General features: G+C 64.4%; 17 protein-coding genes. All 17 read left to right on the top strand.

From position 1 onward, the window contains the following. Positions 1 to 56 precede the first annotated feature (56 nt). The 17 genes from rplK to rplV all read left to right on the top strand — a co-directional run bounded on the left by rplK (position 57) and on the right by rplV (position 19,092). Complete coding sequence (gene rplK / locus Q0654_RS04710; protein WP_298851006.1) at positions 57 to 485, top strand: 50S ribosomal protein L11; 429 nt, start codon at positions 57 to 59, stop codon at positions 483 to 485. 3 nt (positions 486 to 488) lie between these two features. Beyond that, the gene (gene rplA, locus Q0654_RS04705; RefSeq protein ID WP_298851004.1) at positions 489 to 1,193 is read left to right on the top strand and encodes a 50S ribosomal protein L1; all 705 of its coding nucleotides are present in this window, start codon (positions 489 to 491) and stop codon (positions 1,191 to 1,193) included. Between the two features lie 318 nt (positions 1,194 to 1,511). Then, positions 1,512 to 2,009, top strand: a complete 498-nt coding sequence (rplJ, locus tag Q0654_RS04700; protein ID WP_298851002.1) for a 50S ribosomal protein L10 — start codon at positions 1,512 to 1,514, stop codon at positions 2,007 to 2,009. Positions 2,010 to 2,076: 67 nt separating this feature from the next. Further along, positions 2,077 to 2,448, top strand: coding sequence for a 50S ribosomal protein L7/L12 (gene rplL / locus Q0654_RS04695; RefSeq protein ID WP_298851000.1), 372 nt, complete (start codon positions 2,077 to 2,079; stop codon positions 2,446 to 2,448). A 243-nt stretch (positions 2,449 to 2,691) separates the two neighbouring features. Continuing rightward, the gene (gene rpoB, locus Q0654_RS04690; protein ID WP_298850998.1) at positions 2,692 to 6,783 is read left to right on the top strand and encodes a DNA-directed RNA polymerase subunit beta; all 4,092 of its coding nucleotides are present in this window, start codon (positions 2,692 to 2,694) and stop codon (positions 6,781 to 6,783) included. 119 nt (positions 6,784 to 6,902) lie between these two features. Then, the gene (gene rpoC / locus Q0654_RS04685) at positions 6,903 to 11,111 is read left to right on the top strand and encodes a DNA-directed RNA polymerase subunit beta' (protein ID WP_298850995.1); all 4,209 of its coding nucleotides are present in this window, start codon (positions 6,903 to 6,905) and stop codon (positions 11,109 to 11,111) included. A gap of 239 nt (positions 11,112 to 11,350) precedes the next feature. Beyond that, positions 11,351 to 11,725, top strand: a complete 375-nt coding sequence (gene rpsL / locus Q0654_RS04680) for a 30S ribosomal protein S12 (protein ID WP_298850993.1) — start codon at positions 11,351 to 11,353, stop codon at positions 11,723 to 11,725. Positions 11,726 to 11,791: 66 nt separating this feature from the next. Further along, complete coding sequence (gene rpsG / locus Q0654_RS04675) at positions 11,792 to 12,259, top strand: 30S ribosomal protein S7 (protein WP_298850990.1); 468 nt, start codon at positions 11,792 to 11,794, stop codon at positions 12,257 to 12,259. 72 nt (positions 12,260 to 12,331) lie between these two features. Next, the gene (gene fusA, locus Q0654_RS04670; protein WP_298850987.1) at positions 12,332 to 14,422 is read left to right on the top strand and encodes an elongation factor G; all 2,091 of its coding nucleotides are present in this window, start codon (positions 12,332 to 12,334) and stop codon (positions 14,420 to 14,422) included. 56 nt (positions 14,423 to 14,478) lie between these two features. Then, a complete protein-coding gene (gene tuf, locus Q0654_RS04665) occupies positions 14,479 to 15,669 on the top strand; it encodes an elongation factor Tu (protein WP_298850984.1) in 1,191 nt (396 codons plus the stop codon). Between the two features lie 82 nt (positions 15,670 to 15,751). Next, on the top strand, positions 15,752 to 16,063 hold the full coding sequence (gene rpsJ / locus Q0654_RS04660) for a 30S ribosomal protein S10 (RefSeq protein WP_091244219.1): 312 nt from the start codon (positions 15,752 to 15,754) through the stop codon (positions 16,061 to 16,063). A gap of 10 nt (positions 16,064 to 16,073) precedes the next feature. Then, entirely contained in the window at positions 16,074 to 16,712 is a 639-nt protein-coding gene (gene rplC / locus Q0654_RS04655) for a 50S ribosomal protein L3 (RefSeq protein ID WP_298850980.1), read from the top strand. A 12-nt stretch (positions 16,713 to 16,724) separates the two neighbouring features. Continuing rightward, complete coding sequence (rplD, locus tag Q0654_RS04650) at positions 16,725 to 17,330, top strand: 50S ribosomal protein L4 (RefSeq protein ID WP_298850978.1); 606 nt, start codon at positions 16,725 to 16,727, stop codon at positions 17,328 to 17,330. Then, positions 17,327 to 17,623 (top strand): 50S ribosomal protein L23, encoded by a 297-nt coding sequence (rplW, locus tag Q0654_RS04645; protein WP_298850976.1) that lies wholly within the window; start codon positions 17,327 to 17,329, stop codon positions 17,621 to 17,623. Before rplD ends, rplW begins: the two co-directional genes overlap by 4 nt. A gap of 11 nt (positions 17,624 to 17,634) precedes the next feature. Beyond that, positions 17,635 to 18,456, top strand: a complete 822-nt coding sequence (gene rplB, locus Q0654_RS04640) for a 50S ribosomal protein L2 (RefSeq protein ID WP_298850974.1) — start codon at positions 17,635 to 17,637, stop codon at positions 18,454 to 18,456. Between the two features lie 12 nt (positions 18,457 to 18,468). Then, complete coding sequence (gene rpsS, locus Q0654_RS04635; RefSeq protein ID WP_091244232.1) at positions 18,469 to 18,744, top strand: 30S ribosomal protein S19; 276 nt, start codon at positions 18,469 to 18,471, stop codon at positions 18,742 to 18,744. Positions 18,745 to 18,756: 12 nt separating this feature from the next. Beyond that, positions 18,757 to 19,092, top strand: coding sequence for a 50S ribosomal protein L22 (rplV, locus tag Q0654_RS04630; protein WP_298850971.1), 336 nt, complete (start codon positions 18,757 to 18,759; stop codon positions 19,090 to 19,092). The last annotated feature ends 11 nt before the right edge of the window (positions 19,093 to 19,103 follow it).

Below are 19,103 nucleotides of genomic sequence, written 5' to 3'. Positions count from 1 at the left end.
GGGAGCCATACCGGTGCAATGCACCGCGCGGCGCTTGAACCCGAGGAGTCAATGAAATGGCAAAGAAAGTCGTTGGTTACATCAAGCTGCAGGTGAAGGCCGGTCAGGCCAACCCCAGCCCCCCCGTCGGCCCGGCCCTGGGTCAGCGTGGCCTGAACATCATGGAGTTCTGCAAGGCATTCAACGCCGCGACCGCCAAGATGGAGCCGGGTCTGCCCACGCCGGTCATCATCACCGCGTACTCCGACCGCACCTTTACCTTCGTCACCAAGAGCACGCCTGCAACGGTGCTGCTGAAGAAGGCCGCCGGCATCAGCTCCGGCAGCAAGCGCCCGAACACCGACAAGGTCGGCAAGGTCACGCGCGCCCAGCTTGAAGAGATCGTCAAGGCCAAGCAGGCCGATCTGACGGCCGCTGACATCGAGGCGGGTGTGCGCACGATTGCGGGCTCCGCCCGCAGCATGGGTCTGGTGGTGGAGGGCTAAGTCATGGCAAAGATCACGAAGCGTTTCAAGGCGATGCAGAGCCTGGTCGAGCCGGGCAAGACCTATGCCATCGATGATGTTCTTCGCATCTTGAAGGACAACAGCAAAGTCAAGTTCGTCGAGTCCGTCGACGTCGCCGTGCGACTCGGCGTGGATGCCCGCAAGTCGGACCAGCAGGTGCGTGGCTCCACCGTGCTGCCGAATGGCACCGGCAAGTCGGTTCGCGTCGCCGTGTTCTGCCCCCCGGGCGCCAAGGCTGACGAGGCCGTGGCCGCTGGCGCGGAAGCGATCGGCATGGACGACCTGGCCGAGAAGATGCAGGCCGGCGATCTGAACTATGACGTCGTCATCGCCACCCCGGACGCCATGCGCGTCGTTGGCAAGCTGGGTCAGGTCCTCGGCCCGCGTGGCCTGATGCCGAACCCCAAGGTCGGCACCGTCAGCGCCAATCCGGCCGAAGCCGTGCGCAATGCCAAGGCTGGTCAGGTGCGCTACCGCACCGACAAGGCCGGCATCATCCACTGCACGATCGGCAAGGCCAGCTTCGACGCCGAAGCGCTGAAGGGCAACCTGCATGCGCTGCTGGGCGACCTGCTGAAGGCCAAGCCCTCGGCTGCCAAGGGCCAGTACCTGCAGAAGGTGTCGCTGTCCACCACCATGGGTATCGGCATCACGGTCGACCAGTCGAGCCTCTCGCTCAAGGTCTGATCTGCTTTCGCCCCGCGCGCATGACGCGCAGGGCACTCGATTTGGAGGCAGCCACGCGAGTGGCCGCCGTCAAAGACCGCAGGTGTCACTCAGGGAGGAGGGCGATCCGGGGCGCAAGCCGCGGCTGTCCTCCTTCTTGCGTGGCTTAAACCACCGGCAGCTGCCGGAGGGCCTGCGTAGATGGTGCCGACCTTCTGGAATTCTCGAAGCCGGCTACCAACGGGGCGTCGTCGACGCCCCCGGTGACCAGGGAAGGCCACCGCCAGGGACCACGCTCGGCCCACACGGCGCGCGTGGAAGTTCATACGGAGGAGTGCAATGGCTCTCAATCTGACTCAGAAGCAAGAAGTGGTCGCCGAGCTGGCGGAGATTGCCGCCAAGGCCCACTCCTTGGTCGCAGCCGAGTACGCAGGCATCACCGTCGCCAAGATGACGGAGATGCGCAAGAAGGCTCGCGAAACCGGCGTGTACTTGAAGGTTGTCAAGAACACCCTGGCCTCGCGCGCCGTGGCAGGAACCGAGTTCGAGTGCGTCCAGGACGCGCTGGTCGGCCCCCTGCTGTATGCGTTCTCGCTGGAGGAACCCGGCTCCGCCGGGCGCCTGATCAAGGAGTTCGCCAAGGGCAATGACAAGCTGCAGCCCAAGGTGGTCTCGATGGGCGGCAAGCTGCTGCCCGCAGCGCACGTCGACGTGTTGGCATCGCTGCCGACCCGCGAGCAGGCGCTGGCCATGTTCCTGAACCTGCTGATGGAGCCGGCCACGCGCGTTGCTCGCGTGTTCAAGGCCATCGGCGATCAGAAGGAACAGGCGGCCTGACCGTCCGCGGCTGTCCCCAGCCGCTTCGATTCCACAGTTTCCAGAACAATTCCAGAGGTAGGAAAAAATGTCTCTCACCCACGAGCAGATCCTCGAAGCAATCGGCGGCATGACCCTTCTTGAGGTCATGGACCTGGTCAAGGCCGCCGAAGAGAAGTTCGGCGTCACCGCTGCTGCCCCGGTCATGGTTGCCGGCCCTGCCGCCGCCGCCGCGCCGGTCGAGGAGCAGACCGAGTTCAACGTGATCCTGGCCGAAGCCGGCGCCAACAAGGTCAACGCGATCAAGGCCATCCGCACCATCACCGGCCTGGGCCTGAAGGAAGCCAAGGACCTGGTGGAAAGTGCTCCGGCCGTGGTCAAGGAAGCCGTCAGCAAGGAAGACGCCGCCAAGTTCAAGAAGGAACTGGAAGACGCCGGCGCCAAGGTCGAAATCAAGTAAGCGACGCTTTGCGTCGCGCGCTTGCAGTTCGCGCGAACGAGCCTGGGGGCGCAAGCCCCCGGGCTTTCGTCCGTCTCCACCGCTTTCACATCGCAGTGCAATGATCCGCGGCCCTGATTGGACCTGTGCCTTCGTGAGGGCACAGCTCCAATCCCGGCCTGCAAGGGCTGCATCACACGCTTACTTTCCCGGATCGGCGCCTAGACGCGGTCGCTCCAGCACAACCAGGGTGGTACTTCGGCCATGACCTACTCCTTCACCGAAAAAAAGCGCATCCGCAAGGACTTCGGCAAGCGTTCCTCGATCATCGAGGTGCCTTTTCTGCTTGCGATCCAGGTGGATTCCTACCGCGAGTTCCTGCAGGAGCACATCGCACCCGCGCAACGGAGCGAGCAGGGCCTGCACGGCGCCCTGAAGTCGGTCTTCCCGATCAGCAGCTACAGCGGCAACGCAGCGCTGGAGTACGTCAGCTACAAGCTGGGTGAACCCGCATTCGACGAGCGCGAGTGCCGCAATCGCGGCATGAGCTACGGCGCGCCGCTGCGCGTGACCGTGCGCCTGGTCATCTACGACAAGGACAGCCCGGCTTCGAACAAGGCCGTGAAGTATGTGAAGGAGCAGGAGGTCTACATGGGCGAATTGCCGCTCATGACCGACAACGGCACCTTCATCATCAATGGCACCGAGCGCGTCATCGTCTCCCAGCTGCACCGCTCGCCGGGCGTGTTCTTCGACCACGACCGCGGCAAGACCCACAGCTCGGGCAAGCTGCTGTACAGCGCCCGCATCATTCCCTACCGCGGCTCCTGGCTGGACTTCGAATTCGATCCGAAGGATGCGCTGTTCACCCGCATCGACCGCCGCCGCAAGCTGCCGGTCACCGTGCTGCTGCGCGCGCTCGGCTTCTCGAACCCGGAGATCCTCGAGACCTTCTTCGAGATCAACCGCTTCAGCCTGCTGCCGGAAGGCGTTGAGCTCGAGCTGGTCGCCGAGCGCCTCCGCGGCGAGACTCTGAACTTCGATCTGGTCGCTGACGGGAAGGTCATCGTCGAAGCCGGCAAGCGCATCACCGCGCGCCACGTGAAGCAGCTGGAGCAGGCCAAGATCAGCGCACTGGAAGTGCCGGACGAGTACCTGCTCGGCCGCATCCTTGCGCATGACGTGGTCGACCCGAATTCCGGAGAACTGCTCGCGACCGCCAATGACGAGCTGCACGAGGACCACCTCGCCAAGTTCCGCAAGGCCGGCGTGCAGAGCCTCGGCACCATCTGGGTCAATGACCTGGATCGTGGCGCCTACATCTCGAACACCCTGCGCATCGACCCGACCCGCACCCAGCTGGAGGCCTTGGTCGAGATCTATCGCATGATGCGTCCGGGCGAGCCGCCCACCAAGGACGCCGCGCAGAACCTCTTCCAGAACCTGTTCTTCTCCTCGGACCGCTACGACCTGTCGGGCGTCGGCCGCATGAAGTTCAACCGCCGCGTCGGGCGCAAGGAAGTCGAGGGCTCGGGCGTCCTGAGCAACGACGACATCCTCGCGGTGATGAAGGTGCTCATCGACATCCGCAACGGCAAGGGCACGGTCGACGATATCGACCACCTGGGCAACCGTCGCGTGCGTTCCGTCGGTGAAATGGCCGAGAACACCTTCCGCGTGGGCCTGGTGCGCGTCGAGCGCGCCGTCAAGGAGCGCCTGTCGCTGGCAGAAAGCGAAGGCCTGACCCCGCAGGAGCTGATCAATGCCAAGCCGGTGGCGGCGGCGATCAAGGAGTTCTTCGGCTCCTCGCAGCTGTCGCAGTTCATGGACCAGAACAATCCGCTGTCGGAAGTCACCCACAAGCGCCGCGTTTCTGCGCTGGGCCCGGGCGGCCTGACCCGCGAGCGTGCAGGCTTCGAAGTGCGCGACGTGCACCCGACCCACTACGGCCGCGTCTGCACCATCGAGACCCCGGAAGGCCCGAACATCGGCCTGATCAACTCGCTGGCCGTGTACGCCCGCTCGAACAAGTACGGTTTCCTCGAAACCCCGTACCGCAAGGTCGTGGACGGCAAGGTCACCGACCAGGTCGAGTTCCTGTCGGCCATCGAGGAGCACGAGTACGCCATCGCCCAGGCCAACGCCGAGCTCAACAAGGACGGCAGCTTCCAGGCCCCGTTCGTGCCCTGCCGCTTCCAGGCCGAGACCCTGCTCAAGCCGCCGAGCGAGATCCAGTACATGGACGTCTCGCCGATGCAGTCGGTGTCGGTCGCGGCCGCGCTGGTGCCCTTCATCGAGCACGACGACGCCAACCGCGCCCTGATGGGCGCGAACATGCAGCGCCAGGCCGTCCCGACCCTGCGCGCCCAGAAGCCGCTGGTCGGCACCGGCATCGAGCGCGCCGTGGCGCGTGACTCGGGCGTCACCGTCAACGCCCTGCGCGGCGGCGTGATCGACCAGGTCGACGCGGGCCGCATCGTGGTGCGCGTCAACGAGAGCGAGATCCACGGCAACGACGCCGGCGTCGACATCTACACGCTGGTCAAGTACACCCGCTCGAACCAGAACACCTGCATCAACCAGCGTCCGCTGGTGAACGTGGGCGACGTGATCGCCCGCGGCGACGTGCTGGCCGACGGCCCGTCGACCGACATCGGCGAGCTGGCCCTGGGCCAGAACATGCTGATCGCGTTCATGCCGTGGAACGGCTACAACTTCGAAGACTCCATCCTGCTCTCCGAGCGCGTGGTGGAGGAGGATCGCTACACCACGATCCACATCGAAGAGCTGACCTGCGTCGCGCGCGACACCAAGCTGGGGCCGGAGGAAATCTCGGCCGACATCCCGAACGTCTCCGAGCAGGCGCTGAACCGCCTGGACGAGAGCGGCGTGGTGTACATCGGTGCGGAAGTCCGCGCCGGCGACATCCTGGTGGGCAAGGTCACGCCGAAGGGCGAGAGCCAGCTGACCCCGGAAGAGAAGCTGCTGCGCGCGATCTTCGGCGAGAAGGCCTCCGACGTGAAGGACAGCTCGCTGCGCGTGCCGCCGGGCATGGACGGCACGGTCATCGACGTGCAGGTCTTCACCCGCGATGGCATCGAGAAGGACAAGCGCGCCAAGCAGATCGAGGAGATGGAGATCCGTCGGGTCAAGAAGGACTTCGACGACCAGTTCCGCATCCTTGAGAGCGCGATCTTCGCGCGTCTGCGCACCCAGATCGTGGGTCGCGTGGCCAACGGCGGGCCGGCGGGCCTGAAGAAGGGCGCCGAGATCACCGACGAGTACCTGAGCAGCCTGAAGAAGGACGAGTGGTTCTCGATCCGCATGAAGGACGAGGACGCCGCCGATTTCATCGAGCGCGCGCAGAAGCAGATCGAAGCGCACAAGAAGGAATTCGAGAAGCGCTTCGCCGACAAGCGCGCCAAGATCACCGCCGGCGACGACCTTGCTCCGGGCGTGCTGAAGATGGTCAAGGTGTTCCTTGCCGTGAAGCGCCGCATCCAGCCGGGCGACAAGATGGCCGGCCGCCACGGCAACAAGGGCGTGATCTCGATGATCCAGCCGGTCGAGGACATGCCCTACATGGCCGACGGCCGCCCGGTCGACATCGTGCTGAACCCTCTGGGCGTGCCCTCGCGCATGAACATCGGGCAGGTGCTGGAAACCCATCTGGGCTGGGCCGCCAAGGGCCTGGGCGAGAAGATCCAGCGCATGCTCGACGAGCAGCGCAAGGTCAAGGAGCTGCGTGACTTCCTCGACCAGATCTACAACCACGACAAGGCCATCCGCGGCTCGCTGCGTGAGGACCTGTCGCAGCTGACGGACGACGAGATCCTCGCGCTGTCGAAGAACCTGACCACGGGCGTGCCGATGGCGACGCCGGTGTTCGACGGTGCCGACGAGGCCGAGCTGAAGTCCATGCTGAAGCTGGCGGACCTGCCCGAGTCGGGCCAGACCACGCTGTTCGACGGCCGCACCGGCGAGGCTTTCGATCGTCCGGTCACCGTGGGCTACATGTACATGCTGAAGCTGAACCACCTCGTCGACGACAAGATGCATGCGCGCTCGACCGGCCCGTACTCGCTCGTCACCCAGCAGCCGCTGGGCGGCAAGGCGCAGTTCGGCGGCCAGCGCTTCGGCGAAATGGAAGTCTGGGCGCTGGAAGCCTACGGCGCGGCCTACACCCTGCAGGAAATGCTGACGGTGAAGTCCGACGACGTGCAGGGCCGCAACCAGATGTACAAGAACATCGTCGACGGCAACCACGAGATGGCCGCGGGCATGCCCGAGTCCTTCAACGTGCTGGTCAAGGAAATCCGTTCGCTGGCGATCAACATCGAGCTGGAAGAGCACTGAGGAACGGGATTGGGGATTCGGGATTCGGGATTCGCAAAGGCGCAACCCTTGCAGTCCTGGCTACCGAGTCCCCGTTCTGACGAATCCCGAATCCCGACTCCCGAATCCCGGAGACTGCAATGAAAGACCTGCTTAACCTCTTCAACCAGCAGCGCCAGACGCTCGATTTCGACGCCATCAAGATCGCGCTGGCTTCGCCGGACCTGATCCGTTCCTGGTCCTACGGCGAGGTGAAGAAGCCCGAGACCATCAACTACCGCACCTTCAAGCCGGAGCGCGATGGTCTGTTCTGCGCGGCCATCTTCGGCCCGATCAAGGACTACGAGTGCCTGTGCGGCAAGTACAAGCGCATGAAGCACCGCGGCGTGGTCTGCGAGAAGTGCGGCACCGAAGTGACGCTGGCCAAGGTGCGCCGCGAGCGCATGGGCCATATCGATCTCGCCAGCCCGGTCGCCCACATCTGGTTCCTCAAGTCGCTGCCCTCGCGCATCGGCCTGATGCTGGACATGACCCTGCGTGACATCGAGCGCATCCTGTACTTCGAAGCCTACTGCGTGATCGAGCCGGGCATGACCCCGCTTGAACGCGGCCAGCTGCTGACCGAAGAGCAGTACCTGCAGGCGGTGACCGAGCACGGCGACGACTTCGACGCGCGCATGGGCGCGGAAGCTGTTTATGAGCTGCTGAAGTCGATCGACCTCAACGCCGAGCTGGCCCAGCTGAAGGAAGAAATCGCCTCCACCAACAGCGAGACCAAGCTGAAGCGCCTGTCCAAGCGCATCAAGCTGATGGAAGCCTTCATCGAGTCCGGCAACCGTCCCGAGTGGATGGTCATGACCGTGCTGCCGGTGCTGCCGCCGGATCTGCGCCCGCTGGTGCCGCTGGATGGCGGCCGCTTCGCGACCTCGGATCTGAACGATCTGTACCGCCGCGTCATCAACCGCAACAACCGCCTGAAGCGCCTGCTCGAACTCGCTGCGCCCGACATCATCGTGCGCAACGAGAAGCGCATGCTGCAGGAGTCGGTGGACGCGCTGATGGACAACGGCCGCCGCGGCCGCGCCATCACCGGCACCAACAAGCGCCCGCTGAAGTCGCTGGCCGACATGATCAAGGGCAAGCAGGGCCGCTTCCGCCAGAACCTGCTGGGCAAGCGCGTCGACTACTCGGGCCGCTCGGTCATCGTGGTCGGCCCGACCCTGCGCCTGCACGAGTGCGGCCTGCCCAAGAAGATGGCGCTGGAGCTGTTCAAGCCCTTCATCTTCTCCAAGCTGCAGCGCCGCGGCCTCGCCACGACCATCAAGGCGGCCAAGAAGCTGGTCGAGCGCGAGTCGGCGGAAGTGTGGGACATCCTCGAAGAGGTGATCCGCGAGCATCCGGTGATGCTGAACCGCGCGCCCACCCTGCATCGTCTCGGCATCCAGGCGTTCGAGCCGGTGCTGGTGGAAGGCAAGGCGATCCAGCTGCACCCACTGGTGTGTACCGCGTTCAACGCCGACTTCGACGGCGATCAGATGGCCGTGCACGTGCCGCTCTCGCTGGAAGCCCAGCTCGAAGCGCGCGCGCTGATGATGTCGACGAACAACATCTTGAGCCCGGCCAACGGCGAGCCGATCATCGTGCCGACCCAGGACGTCGTGCTTGGCCTGTACTACATGACCCGCGCGCTCGAGAACAAGAAGGGCGAGGGCATGGTCTTCGCAAATCTGGCGGAAGTGCAGCGCGCCTACGACAACCGCATGGTCGAGATCCACGCGAAGATCAAACTGCGCCTGAAGCAGACGATCATTGCCGAGGACCGCAGCCGCACCGAGAGCACCTCGATCCTCGATACGACAGTCGGACGTGCGCTGCTGGCCGAGATCCTCCCCGAGGGCCTGCCCTTCGACCTGGTCAACTGCGAGCTCAACAAGAAGTCCATCAGCCGCCTGATCAACGCCTGCTACCGCCACCTTGGCCTCAAGGAAACGGTGATTTTCGCTGACCAGCTGATGTACACCGGCTTCCGCAACGCCACCCGTGCGGGCGTGTCGATCGGCATCGATGACATGGTCATCCCCGATGCCAAGCGCCAGATCCTGGCGGGCGCCGAGCGCGAAGTGCTGGAGATCCAGGAGCAGTACCAGGGCGGCCTGGTCACCGCCGGCGAGCGCTACAACAAGGTCGTCGACATCTGGTCGCGCACCAACGAACAGGTCGCCAAGGCGATGATGGAAGGCATCGGCACCGAGAAGGTGCAGAACGCCAAGGGCGAAACCATCGACCAGAAGTCGATGAACTCGATCTACATCATGGCCGACTCCGGCGCCCGTGGTTCCGCGGCCCAGATCCGTCAGCTGGCCGGTATGCGCGGCCTGATGGCGAAGCCCGACGGCTCGATCATCGAGACGCCCATCAAGGCGAACTTCCGCGAGGGCCTGGACGTCCTGCAGTACTTCATCTCGACCCACGGTGCCCGTAAGGGTCTGGCCGATACCGCGCTGAAGACCGCGAACTCGGGTTACCTGACCCGCCGTCTGGTCGACGTTGCCCAGGACGTGGTGATCACCGAGGTCGACTGCGGAACCAGCAATGGTCTGACCATGACGCCGATCGTCGAAGGTGGCGACGTGGTCGAGCCGCTGCGCGAGCGCGTGCTCGGCCGCATCGTGGCCGAGGACGTGTACCTGCCGGGCAACGACGAGGATCCCTTCGTCACCCGCAACACCCTGCTCGACGAAAAGTGGGTGCAGAAGCTCGAAGACGCCAGCGTGCAGCTGATCAAGGTGCGTTCGACCATCACCTGCGAGTCCAGCTTTGGCGTGTGCGCGCATTGCTACGGCCGCGACCTTGCGCGCGGCCACGTGGTCAACATCGGTGAAGCAGTCGGCGTGATTGCCGCGCAGTCCATCGGTGAGCCGGGTACCCAGCTGACCATGCGTACCTTCCACATCGGTGGTGCGGCTTCGCGTGCGGCCGCGGTCGACAATGTCGCCGTGCGCACCAGCGGTACGGTCAAGTTCAACAACCTGAAGTCGGTCCAGCACGCCGCCGGCCATCTCGTGGCGGTGTCACGCTCGGGCGAAATCTCGGTGATGGACGGTCACGGCCGCGAGCGCGAGCGCTACAAGTTGCCCTACGGCGCGGTGCTGAACTTCAAGGACGGTGCGGCCATCAAGGCTGGCGAGGTCGCTGCGAACTGGGATCCGCACAACCACCCGATTGTGTCGGAAGTGGCTGGTTTCGTCCGCTACGTCGATCTGGTGGAGGGCATCACCGCCATCGAGAAGACCGACGAGCTGACCGGTCTGGCCAGCATCGAGATCACCGATCCGAAGCGTCGTGGCTCGATGGGCAAGGACCTGCGCCCGATCATCCGCATCGTCGATGGCAACGGCAAGGACCTGTCGATTCCGGGCACCGATCTGCCGGCCCAGTACCTGCTGCCGCCGCGCTCGGTCGTCAACCTGCAGGACGGAGCACCCGTCGGCGTGGGCGACGTGGTCGCCAAGATCCCGCAGGAGGCCTCCAAGACCCGCGACATCACCGGTGGTCTGCCGCGCGTGGCCGACCTGTTCGAAGCGCGCAAGCCGAAGGATCCGGCGATCCTGGCCGAGCGCTCGGGCATCGTCAGCTTCGGCAAGGACACCAAGGGCAAGCAGCGCCTCATCATCAAGGATGCCGACGGCGGCGAGCACGAAGAGCTGATTCCGAAATACCGCCAGATCATCGTGTTCGAGGGTGAGCACGTGGAGAAGGGCGAGACCGTGGTCGACGGCGAGCCCAACCCGCAGGACATCCTGCGCCTGCTGGGCGTCGAGCCCCTGGCGGCTTACCTGGTCAAGGAAATCCAGGATGTCTACCGCCTGCAGGGCGTGAAGATCAACGACAAGCACATCGAGACGATCATCCGGCAGATGCTGCGCAAAGTCGAAGTCACCGACACTGGCGACAGCAAGTTCCTGCGCGGTGAGCAGCTGGAGCGCGTGCGCGTCATCGAGGAGAACCAGAAGATCCATGCCCGCAACGGCATTCCCGCCAAGACCGATCCGGTGCTGCTGGGCATCACCAAGGCGTCGCTGGCAACTGAGAGCTTCATCTCCGCGGCCTCGTTCCAGGAAACCACCCGCGTCCTCACTGAGGCGGCGGTCCGCGGCACGCGCGACACCTTGCGGGGTCTGAAGGAGAATGTTATCGTGGGCCGCTTGATTCCGGCCGGCACCGGCCTTGCTTACCACAGCAAGCGCCGCCGCCGCGACACGGAGCTCACCGATGCCGAGCTTGATATTCTGCGCAGCTCCGCCGTTGGCGTGACCGAGGATGTCTCCGACTCCGGCGACAACGCCTGATAAACCGATGACCGCCGTTAACGCGGCGGTCATCATCCGCTCGTCGACGCTTGGATGAGCTGGCCGGGCCCAGGGCCCAGAACCAACGAAATGAGGCGCAGGACGCGCCTCGTGTTCGCGGACACGAAGTCCGAGCGCATGTGCCGTCATTCGTTGACGGTCCCTGTGCGTACACGTTAAACTTCTCGGTCTTGACGGGCCCGGGTTGGCTCGTCCTTGTTTTCTAGAGGCTTTCTGCAATGGCAACCATCAACCAGCTGGTGCGCAAGCCCCGGCAACCGAAGACCTACAAGAGCGCCTCGCCGGCGCTTGCCAGCTGCCCGCAGAAGCGCGGCGTCTGCACCCGCGTCTACACGACCACGCCCAAGAAGCCGAACTCTGCGCTCCGCAAGGTTGCGAAGGTGCGTCTGACCAATGGGTTCGAGGTCATCAGCTATATCGGCGGCGAAGGTCACAATCTTCAGGAGCACTCGGTGGTCCTGATTCGCGGCGGTCGCGTCAAGGATCTGCCGGGCGTGCGCTACCACACCGTGCGTGGCTCGCTTGACGCTGTTGGCGTCGCCAAGCGTCGCCAGGGCCGTTCGAAGTACGGCGCGAAGCGTCCCAAGAAGTAACCACAGGCAAGTGCGCCGCGATGGCGGTGCGCGTTCCACCCGATCTTTTCAAATCAGGTTCGCATCATGTCCCGTAAAGGTTCGCCCGGTACCCGCTCCGTCCTGCCCGACCCCAAGCACGGCAGTGAAATGGTCGCCCGCTTCATCAATATGGTGATGAAGAGTGGCAAGAAGTCCGTCGCCGAGAGCATTGTCTATGGCGCGATGGAGGTCATCGGCGAGAAGTCCGGCAATCCGCTGGAGCTTGTCGAGAAGGCGCTGGGCAACGTTGCTCCGGCGGTCGAGGTTAAGTCCCGCCGCGTCGGTGGTGCGACCTACCAGGTGCCGGTTGAAGTGCGCAGCTCGCGCCGCTCGGCCCTCGCCATGCGCTGGGTCATCGAGTCCGCTCGCAAGCGCGGCGAAACCTCGATGCCGCGCAAGCTCGCCGGCGAACTGTTGGATGCGGCCGAGAGCCGCGGTGGCGCTGTCAAGAAGCGCGAAGAAACCCACCGCATGGCGGAAGCCAACAAGGCCTTCTCGCACTACCGCTGGTAAGAGCTGCTGGGCTGCGCCGTTGTTCGGCGCGGCCCTGTTGCTTTGCCGCCAACAGATTTGAAAGGAATTCCCGTGGCTCGCAAGACCCCAATCGAGCGCTATCGCAATTTCGGCATCATGGCCCACATCGATGCCGGCAAGACCACCACGACCGAGCGCATCCTGTTCTACACCGGTGTGAACCACAAGATCGGTGAAGTGCATGATGGCGCGGCCACCATGGACTGGATGGAGCAGGAGCAGGAGCGCGGCATCACCATCACCTCGGCTGCGACCACTGCCTTCTGGAAGGGCATGGACAAATCGCTGCCCGAGTATCGCTTCAACATCATCGACACCCCCGGCCACGTCGACTTCACCATCGAAGTCGAGCGGTCGCTGCGCGTGCTCGACGGCGCTGTGTTCGTGCTGTGTGCGGTCGGTGGCGTGCAGCCGCAGTCCGAGACGGTCTGGCGCCAGGCCAACAAATACAACGTGCCGCGCTTGGCGTTCGTCAACAAGATGGACCGTACCGGCGCCAACTTCGGCAAGGTCATCGAGCAGCTGCGGTCGCGCCTCGGTGCCTACCCGGTGCCGATGCAGGTTGCCATCGGCGCCGAGGACACGTTCGAGGGCGTGGTCGACCTGCTCAAGATGAAGGCGATCCAGTGGGACATGGCCACCAATGGCACGACCTTCACCTACGGCGAAGTGCCTGCACACCTGAAGGAGCAGGCGGAAGCCGCGCGCGCCTTCATGGTCGAAGCGGCCGCCGAGGCCTCCGAAGAGCTGATGAACAAGTACCTCGAGGGTGGCGAGCTGTCGGAGGCCGAGATCGTTGACGGCATCCGCGAGCGCACCTTGAAGTGCGAAATCATTCCGGCGTTTTGCGGCACCGCGTTCAAGAACAAGGGCGTGCAGGCCATGCTCGACGCGGTGGTGCAGTACCTGCCGTCGCCCGCCGACCGTCCGCCGGTCAAGGGCATCGACGAGAACGAGGCCGAGGCGTCCCGCAAGGCGGGTGACGCCGAGCCGTTCTCCGCACTTGCGTTCAAGATCATGACGGACCCCTTCGTCGGTTCGCTCACGTTCTTCCGCGTGTACTCCGGCTCACTCAATTCGGGTGACCAGGTGTACAACCCGGTGAAGAGCAAGAAGGAGCGCATCGGCCGCATCCTGCAGATGCACGCCAACAACCGTGACGAGATCAAGGAAGTGCTGGCGGGCGATATCGCTGCCGCAGTCGGCCTGAAGGACGTCACCACCGGCGACACCCTGTGCGATCTGAACAACGTCATCACCCTGGAGCGCATGGTGTTCCCGGAGCCCGTCATTTCGATGGCGGTGGAGCCGAAGACCAAGGCGGATCAGGAGAAGATGGGCATCGCGCTCGGTCGACTGGCGCAGGAAGATCCCTCCTTCCGCGTCCGCACGGATGAAGAGTCGGGCCAGACCATCATCTCCGGCATGGGCGAGCTGCACCTGGAAATCCTCGTTGACCGCATGAAGCGCGAGTTCAACGTCGAGGCCAACACCGGCAAGCCGCAGGTAGCCTACCGCGAGACCATCCGCAAGCCGATCAAGCAGGAAGGCAAGTTCGTCCGTCAGTCCGGTGGCCGCGGCCAGTACGGCCACATCGTCATCGAGATGGAGCCGCAGGAGCGTGGCGCCGGCTACAGCTTCGAGAACGCCATCGTCGGTGGTGTGGTCCCGAAGGAGTACGTCGCTGCGTCCGACAAGGGCATCCAGGATGCGATGACCACCGGTCCGCTGGCGGGCTATCCGGTCGTCGACATCAAGATCCGCGCGGTGGACGGCAGCTACCACGACGTCGACTCGAACGAAATGGCGTTCAAGGTGGCCGGATCGATGGCCTTCAAGGAGGCCTTCGCGAAGGCGAACCCGGTTCTGCTGGAGCCGATCATGAAGGTCGAGATCGTCACTCCCGAGGATTACCTCGGTGACGTGATGGGCGACGTGAGTCGTCGTCGCGGCATCCTGCAGGGTTCTGACGACAGCCCCTCGGGCAAGGTCATCAATGCGATGGTTCCGCTCGGCGAGATGTTCGGTTACGCCACCACCCTGCGCTCCATGAGCCAGGGCCGCGCGACCTACACGATGGAATTCGACCACTACGCTGAGGCGCCGGCGAATATCGCTGATGCCGTCACCAAGAAAGGCTGAGTGAGCGCCTGACGCTCCTGCCAAACACATACACGACATAACAAGAGGTTTGCATCATGGCCAAGGGTAAGTTCGAGCGCACCAAGCCGCACGTGAACGTGGGCACGATCGGTCACGTTGACCACGGCAAGACGACGCTGACGGCGGCGCTGACGAAGGTGGGCGCGGAGCGTTTCGGCGGTGAGTTCAAGGGCTATGACGCGATCGACGCGGCGCCGGAAGAGAAGGCGCGCGGCATCACGATCTCGACGGCGCACGTCGAGTACGAGAGCCCGACGCGCCACTACGCGCACGTGGACTGCCCGGGCCACGCCGACTACGTGAAGAACATGATCACGGGTGCGGCGCAGATGGACGGCGCGATCCTGGTGTGCTCGGCGGCTGACGGCCCGATGCCGCAGACCCGCGAGCACATCCTGCTGGCCCGCCAGGTGGGCGTGCCCTACATCGTGGTCTACCTGAACAAGGCGGACATGGTGGACGACGCGGAGCTGCTGGAGCTGGTCGAGCTGGAAGTGCGCGAACTGCTGTCGAAGTACGACTTCCCGGGCGACGACACGCCGATCGTGAAGGGATCGGCGCTGAAGGCGCTGGAAGGCGACCAGTCGGAGATCGGCGTGCCGTCGATCATCGCCCTGGTGGAAGCGCTGGACACCTACATCCCGGAGCCGCAGCGCGACGTGGACAAGACCTTCCTGATGCCGGTGGAAGACGTGTTCTCGATCTCGGGTCGCGGCACCGTGGTGACCGGTCGAATCGAGCGCGGCATCATCAAGGTGGGTGACGAAGTCGAGATCGTGGGCATCCGCCCGACGGCCAAGACCACGGTGACCGGCATCGAGATGTTCCGCAAGCTGCTGGACCAGGGCCAGGCGGGCGACAACGCGGGTCTGCTGCTGCGCGGCACCAAGCGTGACGACGTCGAGCGCGGCCAGGTGCTGTGCAAGCCGGGCACGATCAAGCCGCACACCCAGTTCGAGGCCGAGGTGTACGTGCTGTCGAAGGACGAGGGCGGCCGTCACACGCCGTTCTTCAAGGGCTACCGTCCGCAGTTCTACTTCCGCACGACCGACGTGACGGGCGCCTGCGAGCTGCCCGAGGGCGTCGAGATGGTGATGCCGGGCGACAACATCAAGATGGTGGTGACGCTGATCGCCCCGATCGCGATGGAAGAAGGCCTGCGCTTCGCGATCCGCGAAGGCGGTCGTACCGTCGGCGCCGGTGTTGTCGCCAAGATCATCCAGTGATACGATAGCGGGCTTGCACCCGGGGGGTGGGACATACGCTCCCACCCCCGACGCTCTTTAACGAAAACCAAGGACCAGGCCCATGGCGGACCAGAAGATTCGGATTCGGCTCAAGGCGTTCGATCATCGTTTGATCGACCGATCCGCGAGCGAGATCGTGGAGACGGCCAAGAGGACCGGCGCGCAGGTGCGCGGCCCGATCCCGCTGCCCACGAAGACCGAACGCTACACCGTGCTCGTGTCGCCGCACGTCGACAAAGACGCCCGCGACCAGTACGAGACCCGCACGCACAAGCGCGTGCTCGATATCGTGGATCCGAACGACAAGACCGTTGACGCGCTCATGAAGCTCGAGCTCGCAGCCGGCGTCGACGTTCAGATCAAGCTGTACTGAGGCATTCCCCATGAGCATCGGAATCGTAGGCCGCAAGTGCGGCATGAGCCGGATCTTCACCGAGTCGGGTGAGTCGGTGCCGGTCACCCTGATCGAAGCCACCCCCAATCGCGTGGTTCAGGTCAAGACCCCTGAGTCGGACGGCTACGCCGCCGTCCAGGTTACCGCTGGCACCAAGCGCGCCGCCCTGCTGAACAAGCCGGAAGCGGGCCACTTCGCCAAGGCGAATGTCGAGGGTGGTCGTGGTCTTTGGGAGTTTCGTGTTGCCGCCGACAAGGTGGGCGACTACGCCGTCGGCAGCGAAATCCGCGCCGACATCTTCGCGGCGGGTCAGGTTGTCGATGTGGCGGGCGTGACCCGCGGCAAGGGCTTCGCTGGCACCATCAAGCGCCATGGCTTCACCATGGGTGACGCCACCCACGGTAACTCGCTGTCGCATCGTTCGCCGGGCTCCATCGGCCAGCGCCAGACGCCGGGTCGCGTGTTTCCCGGCAAGAAGATGTCTGGCCACATGGGCGCGGTCAACCAGACCTCGCAGAACCTCGTGGTGATGAAGGTGGATGCCGAGCGTGGCTTGATCGCCGTGCGTGGGTCGATCCCCGGCGCCCCCGGCGGCGACGTCATCGTCCGCCCTGCGGCCAAAGCGTAAAGGAGCTCAGTCATGGAACTTGCAGTCGTGGGGAGCCCCAATACGCTGGCCGTCTCCGATGAGGTGTTCGGCCGTGATTACCGCCAGGATCTCGTGCATCAGGTCGTCGTTGCCTATCGCAACGCCGGTCGCGCGGGCACCAAGGCGCAGAAGACCCGCTCGGAAGTGAGCGGCACCACCAAGAAGTTCAAGAAGCAGAAGGGCGGCGGCGCCCGTCACGGCGATTACCGCGCTCCGATTTTCATCGGCGGTGGCGTCAGTTTCGCCGCGCGTCCGCGCAGCTTCGCCCAGAAGATCAACCGCAAGATGTACCGCGGTGCGCTCCGCTCGATCCTGTCAGAACTCAATCGCCACGGCCGTCTGCTGGTGGTCGAGTCGTTCGACCTCGATCAGCCCAAGACCCAGGCCTTGGTCGCCAAGCTGGCGGAGCTGAAAGTGGGCAAGCGGCCGCTGATCGTGACCGAGAACGGCTCCGAGGCGCTGTACCTGTCTGCACGCAATATCCCCTACGTCGAAGTCCGCGACGTGCAGGGCCTGGATCCCGTGTCCCTGGTGGGCGCGGATCACGTCGTTGTGACCGTGGACGCGGTCAAGAAGATCGAGGAGTGGCTGGCATGAGCACCGAGCACATCCTGAGCGTGCTGCGTGCGCCCCTGATTTCCGAAAAGGGTGCGCGCCTCCAGGAAGTTTCCAACCAGTACGTCTTCGAGATCGCCGCCACGGCGACCAAGGCCGACGTGAAGGCTGCCGTCGAGCAGTTGTTCTCGGTCAAGGTCGAAGGGGTGAACGTCGTCAACGTCAAGGGCAAGAGCAAGTCCTTCCGTTCCCGCGCGGGTCGTCGCGGTGATTGGCGCAAAGCCTACGTCAAGCTGGCCGAAGGCCAGACCATTGACGTGATGGCTCGGGCCTGAGGTAAGCAGACATGGCAGTGATCACTTACAAGCCCACGTCGCCGGGCCGCCGCTCCAAGGTGAGCGTCAGTCGCGACCACCTGTACAAGGGTGCCCCGCACGCAGCCTTGGTCGAGGCGCAGTCGCGCACCGGTGGCCGCAACAATGCCGGCCGCATCACCACCCGTCACATCGGTGGTGGCCACAAGCAGCACTACCGCATCATCGATTTCAAGCGCGACAAGGAAGGCATCGCCTCCAAGGTCGAGCGGATCGAGTACGACCCCAACCGCACCGCGCACATCGCGCTGCTCTGCTACGCCGACGGTGAGCGCCGCTACATCATCGCGCCCAAGGGCATCCAGGTGGGCGACCAGCTGATGTCCGGCCGCGATGCGCCGATCAAGGTCGGCAACACGCTGCCGCTGCGCAACATCCCGATCGGCACCACAGTGCACTGCATCGAGATGAAGCCTGGCAAGAAGGCCCAGATCGCGCGCAGCGCCGGTGCATCCGCACAGCTGATCGCCCGCGAACAGGGCTATGCGACCCTGCGCCTCCGCTCCGGTGAGATGCGCAAGGTGCCGGCGGACTGCCGCGCAACCATCGGCGAAGTCGGCAACAGCGAGCACAACCTCACCAAGATCGGCAAGGCCGGTGCAAAGCGCTGGGTTGGCGTCCGCCCGACCGTCCGCGGCGTGGTGATGAACCCGGTCGACCATCCGCACGGCGGTGGTGAAGGCCGTACTTCGGGTGGTCGCCACCCGGTCACCCCCTGGGGTGTGCCGACCAAGGGCTACAAGACCCGCAACAACAAGCGCACCGAGCAGTTCATCGTGCGGCGCCGGAAGTAATAGGAATAGGTCATGGCACGTTCACTCAAGAAAGGCCCGTTCATTGATCTGCACCTCGCCAAGAAGGTGGAGACCGCTGCGGCCACGAATAACAAGCGCCCGATCAAGACCTGGTCCCGTCGCTCGATGGTGCTGCCGGAAATGATCGGCCTGACCATCGCGATCCACAACGGTCGCCAGCACGTTCCCGTGCTTATCAACGAGAACATGGTCGGCCACAAGCTGGGCGAGTTCGCCGTCACCCGGACCTTCAAGGGTCACGGTGGCGACAAGAAGTCCGGCCGCTAAGGAGAGATGGCAATGGAAACCAAGGCAATCCTCCGCGGCGCAAGCATCTCCGCCCAGAAGGTCCGACTGGTCGCCGACCAGGTCCGTGGCCTCCCGGTTGGTCGCGCCGACAACTTGCTGAAGTTCAGCGAGAAGAAGGCCGCCCACATCGTCCGCAAGGTCCTGCTCTCGGCAGTTGCGAACGCCGAGAACAACGACGGCGCTGACGTCGACGAGCTCAAGGTCGCCCGCATCTTCGTTGATGAGGGTCCGACCATGAAGCGCTTCCACGCCCGCGCCAAGGGCCGCGGAGCTCGCATCCTGAAACGCACCAGCCACATCACTGTGGTTGTGGGCACCGGCCAGTAATCGGGGACGCA

The organism is uncultured Aquimonas sp. (assembly GCF_937888285.1).
In the GTDB taxonomy this organism is placed as follows: domain Bacteria; phylum Pseudomonadota; class Gammaproteobacteria; order Xanthomonadales; family Xanthomonadaceae; genus Aquimonas.
This window is presented reverse-complemented; position numbering and strand designations above follow the sequence as displayed.

Coding starts and splice junctions, on each gene's coding strand:
- rplL (WP_298851000.1), top strand. CDS start 2,077: ATGTCTCTCACCCACGAGCAGATCCTCGAAGCAATCGGCGGCATGACC.
- rpsL (WP_298850993.1), top strand. CDS start 11,351: ATGGCAACCATCAACCAGCTGGTGCGCAAGCCCCGGCAACCGAAGACC.
- rpsG (WP_298850990.1), top strand. CDS start 11,792: ATGTCCCGTAAAGGTTCGCCCGGTACCCGCTCCGTCCTGCCCGACCCC.
- rplB (WP_298850974.1), top strand. CDS start 17,635: ATGGCAGTGATCACTTACAAGCCCACGTCGCCGGGCCGCCGCTCCAAG.
- rplW (WP_298850976.1), top strand. CDS start 17,327: ATGAGCACCGAGCACATCCTGAGCGTGCTGCGTGCGCCCCTGATTTCC.
- rpsJ (WP_091244219.1), top strand. CDS start 15,752: ATGGCGGACCAGAAGATTCGGATTCGGCTCAAGGCGTTCGATCATCGT.
- rplJ (WP_298851002.1), top strand. CDS start 1,512: ATGGCTCTCAATCTGACTCAGAAGCAAGAAGTGGTCGCCGAGCTGGCG.
- rpoC (WP_298850995.1), top strand. CDS start 6,903: ATGAAAGACCTGCTTAACCTCTTCAACCAGCAGCGCCAGACGCTCGAT.
- rpoB (WP_298850998.1), top strand. CDS start 2,692: ATGACCTACTCCTTCACCGAAAAAAAGCGCATCCGCAAGGACTTCGGC.
- rplD (WP_298850978.1), top strand. CDS start 16,725: ATGGAACTTGCAGTCGTGGGGAGCCCCAATACGCTGGCCGTCTCCGAT.
- rplV (WP_298850971.1), top strand. CDS start 18,757: ATGGAAACCAAGGCAATCCTCCGCGGCGCAAGCATCTCCGCCCAGAAG.
- rpsS (WP_091244232.1), top strand. CDS start 18,469: ATGGCACGTTCACTCAAGAAAGGCCCGTTCATTGATCTGCACCTCGCC.
- rplK (WP_298851006.1), top strand. CDS start 57: ATGGCAAAGAAAGTCGTTGGTTACATCAAGCTGCAGGTGAAGGCCGGT.
- rplA (WP_298851004.1), top strand. CDS start 489: ATGGCAAAGATCACGAAGCGTTTCAAGGCGATGCAGAGCCTGGTCGAG.
- rplC (WP_298850980.1), top strand. CDS start 16,074: ATGAGCATCGGAATCGTAGGCCGCAAGTGCGGCATGAGCCGGATCTTC.
- tuf (WP_298850984.1), top strand. CDS start 14,479: ATGGCCAAGGGTAAGTTCGAGCGCACCAAGCCGCACGTGAACGTGGGC.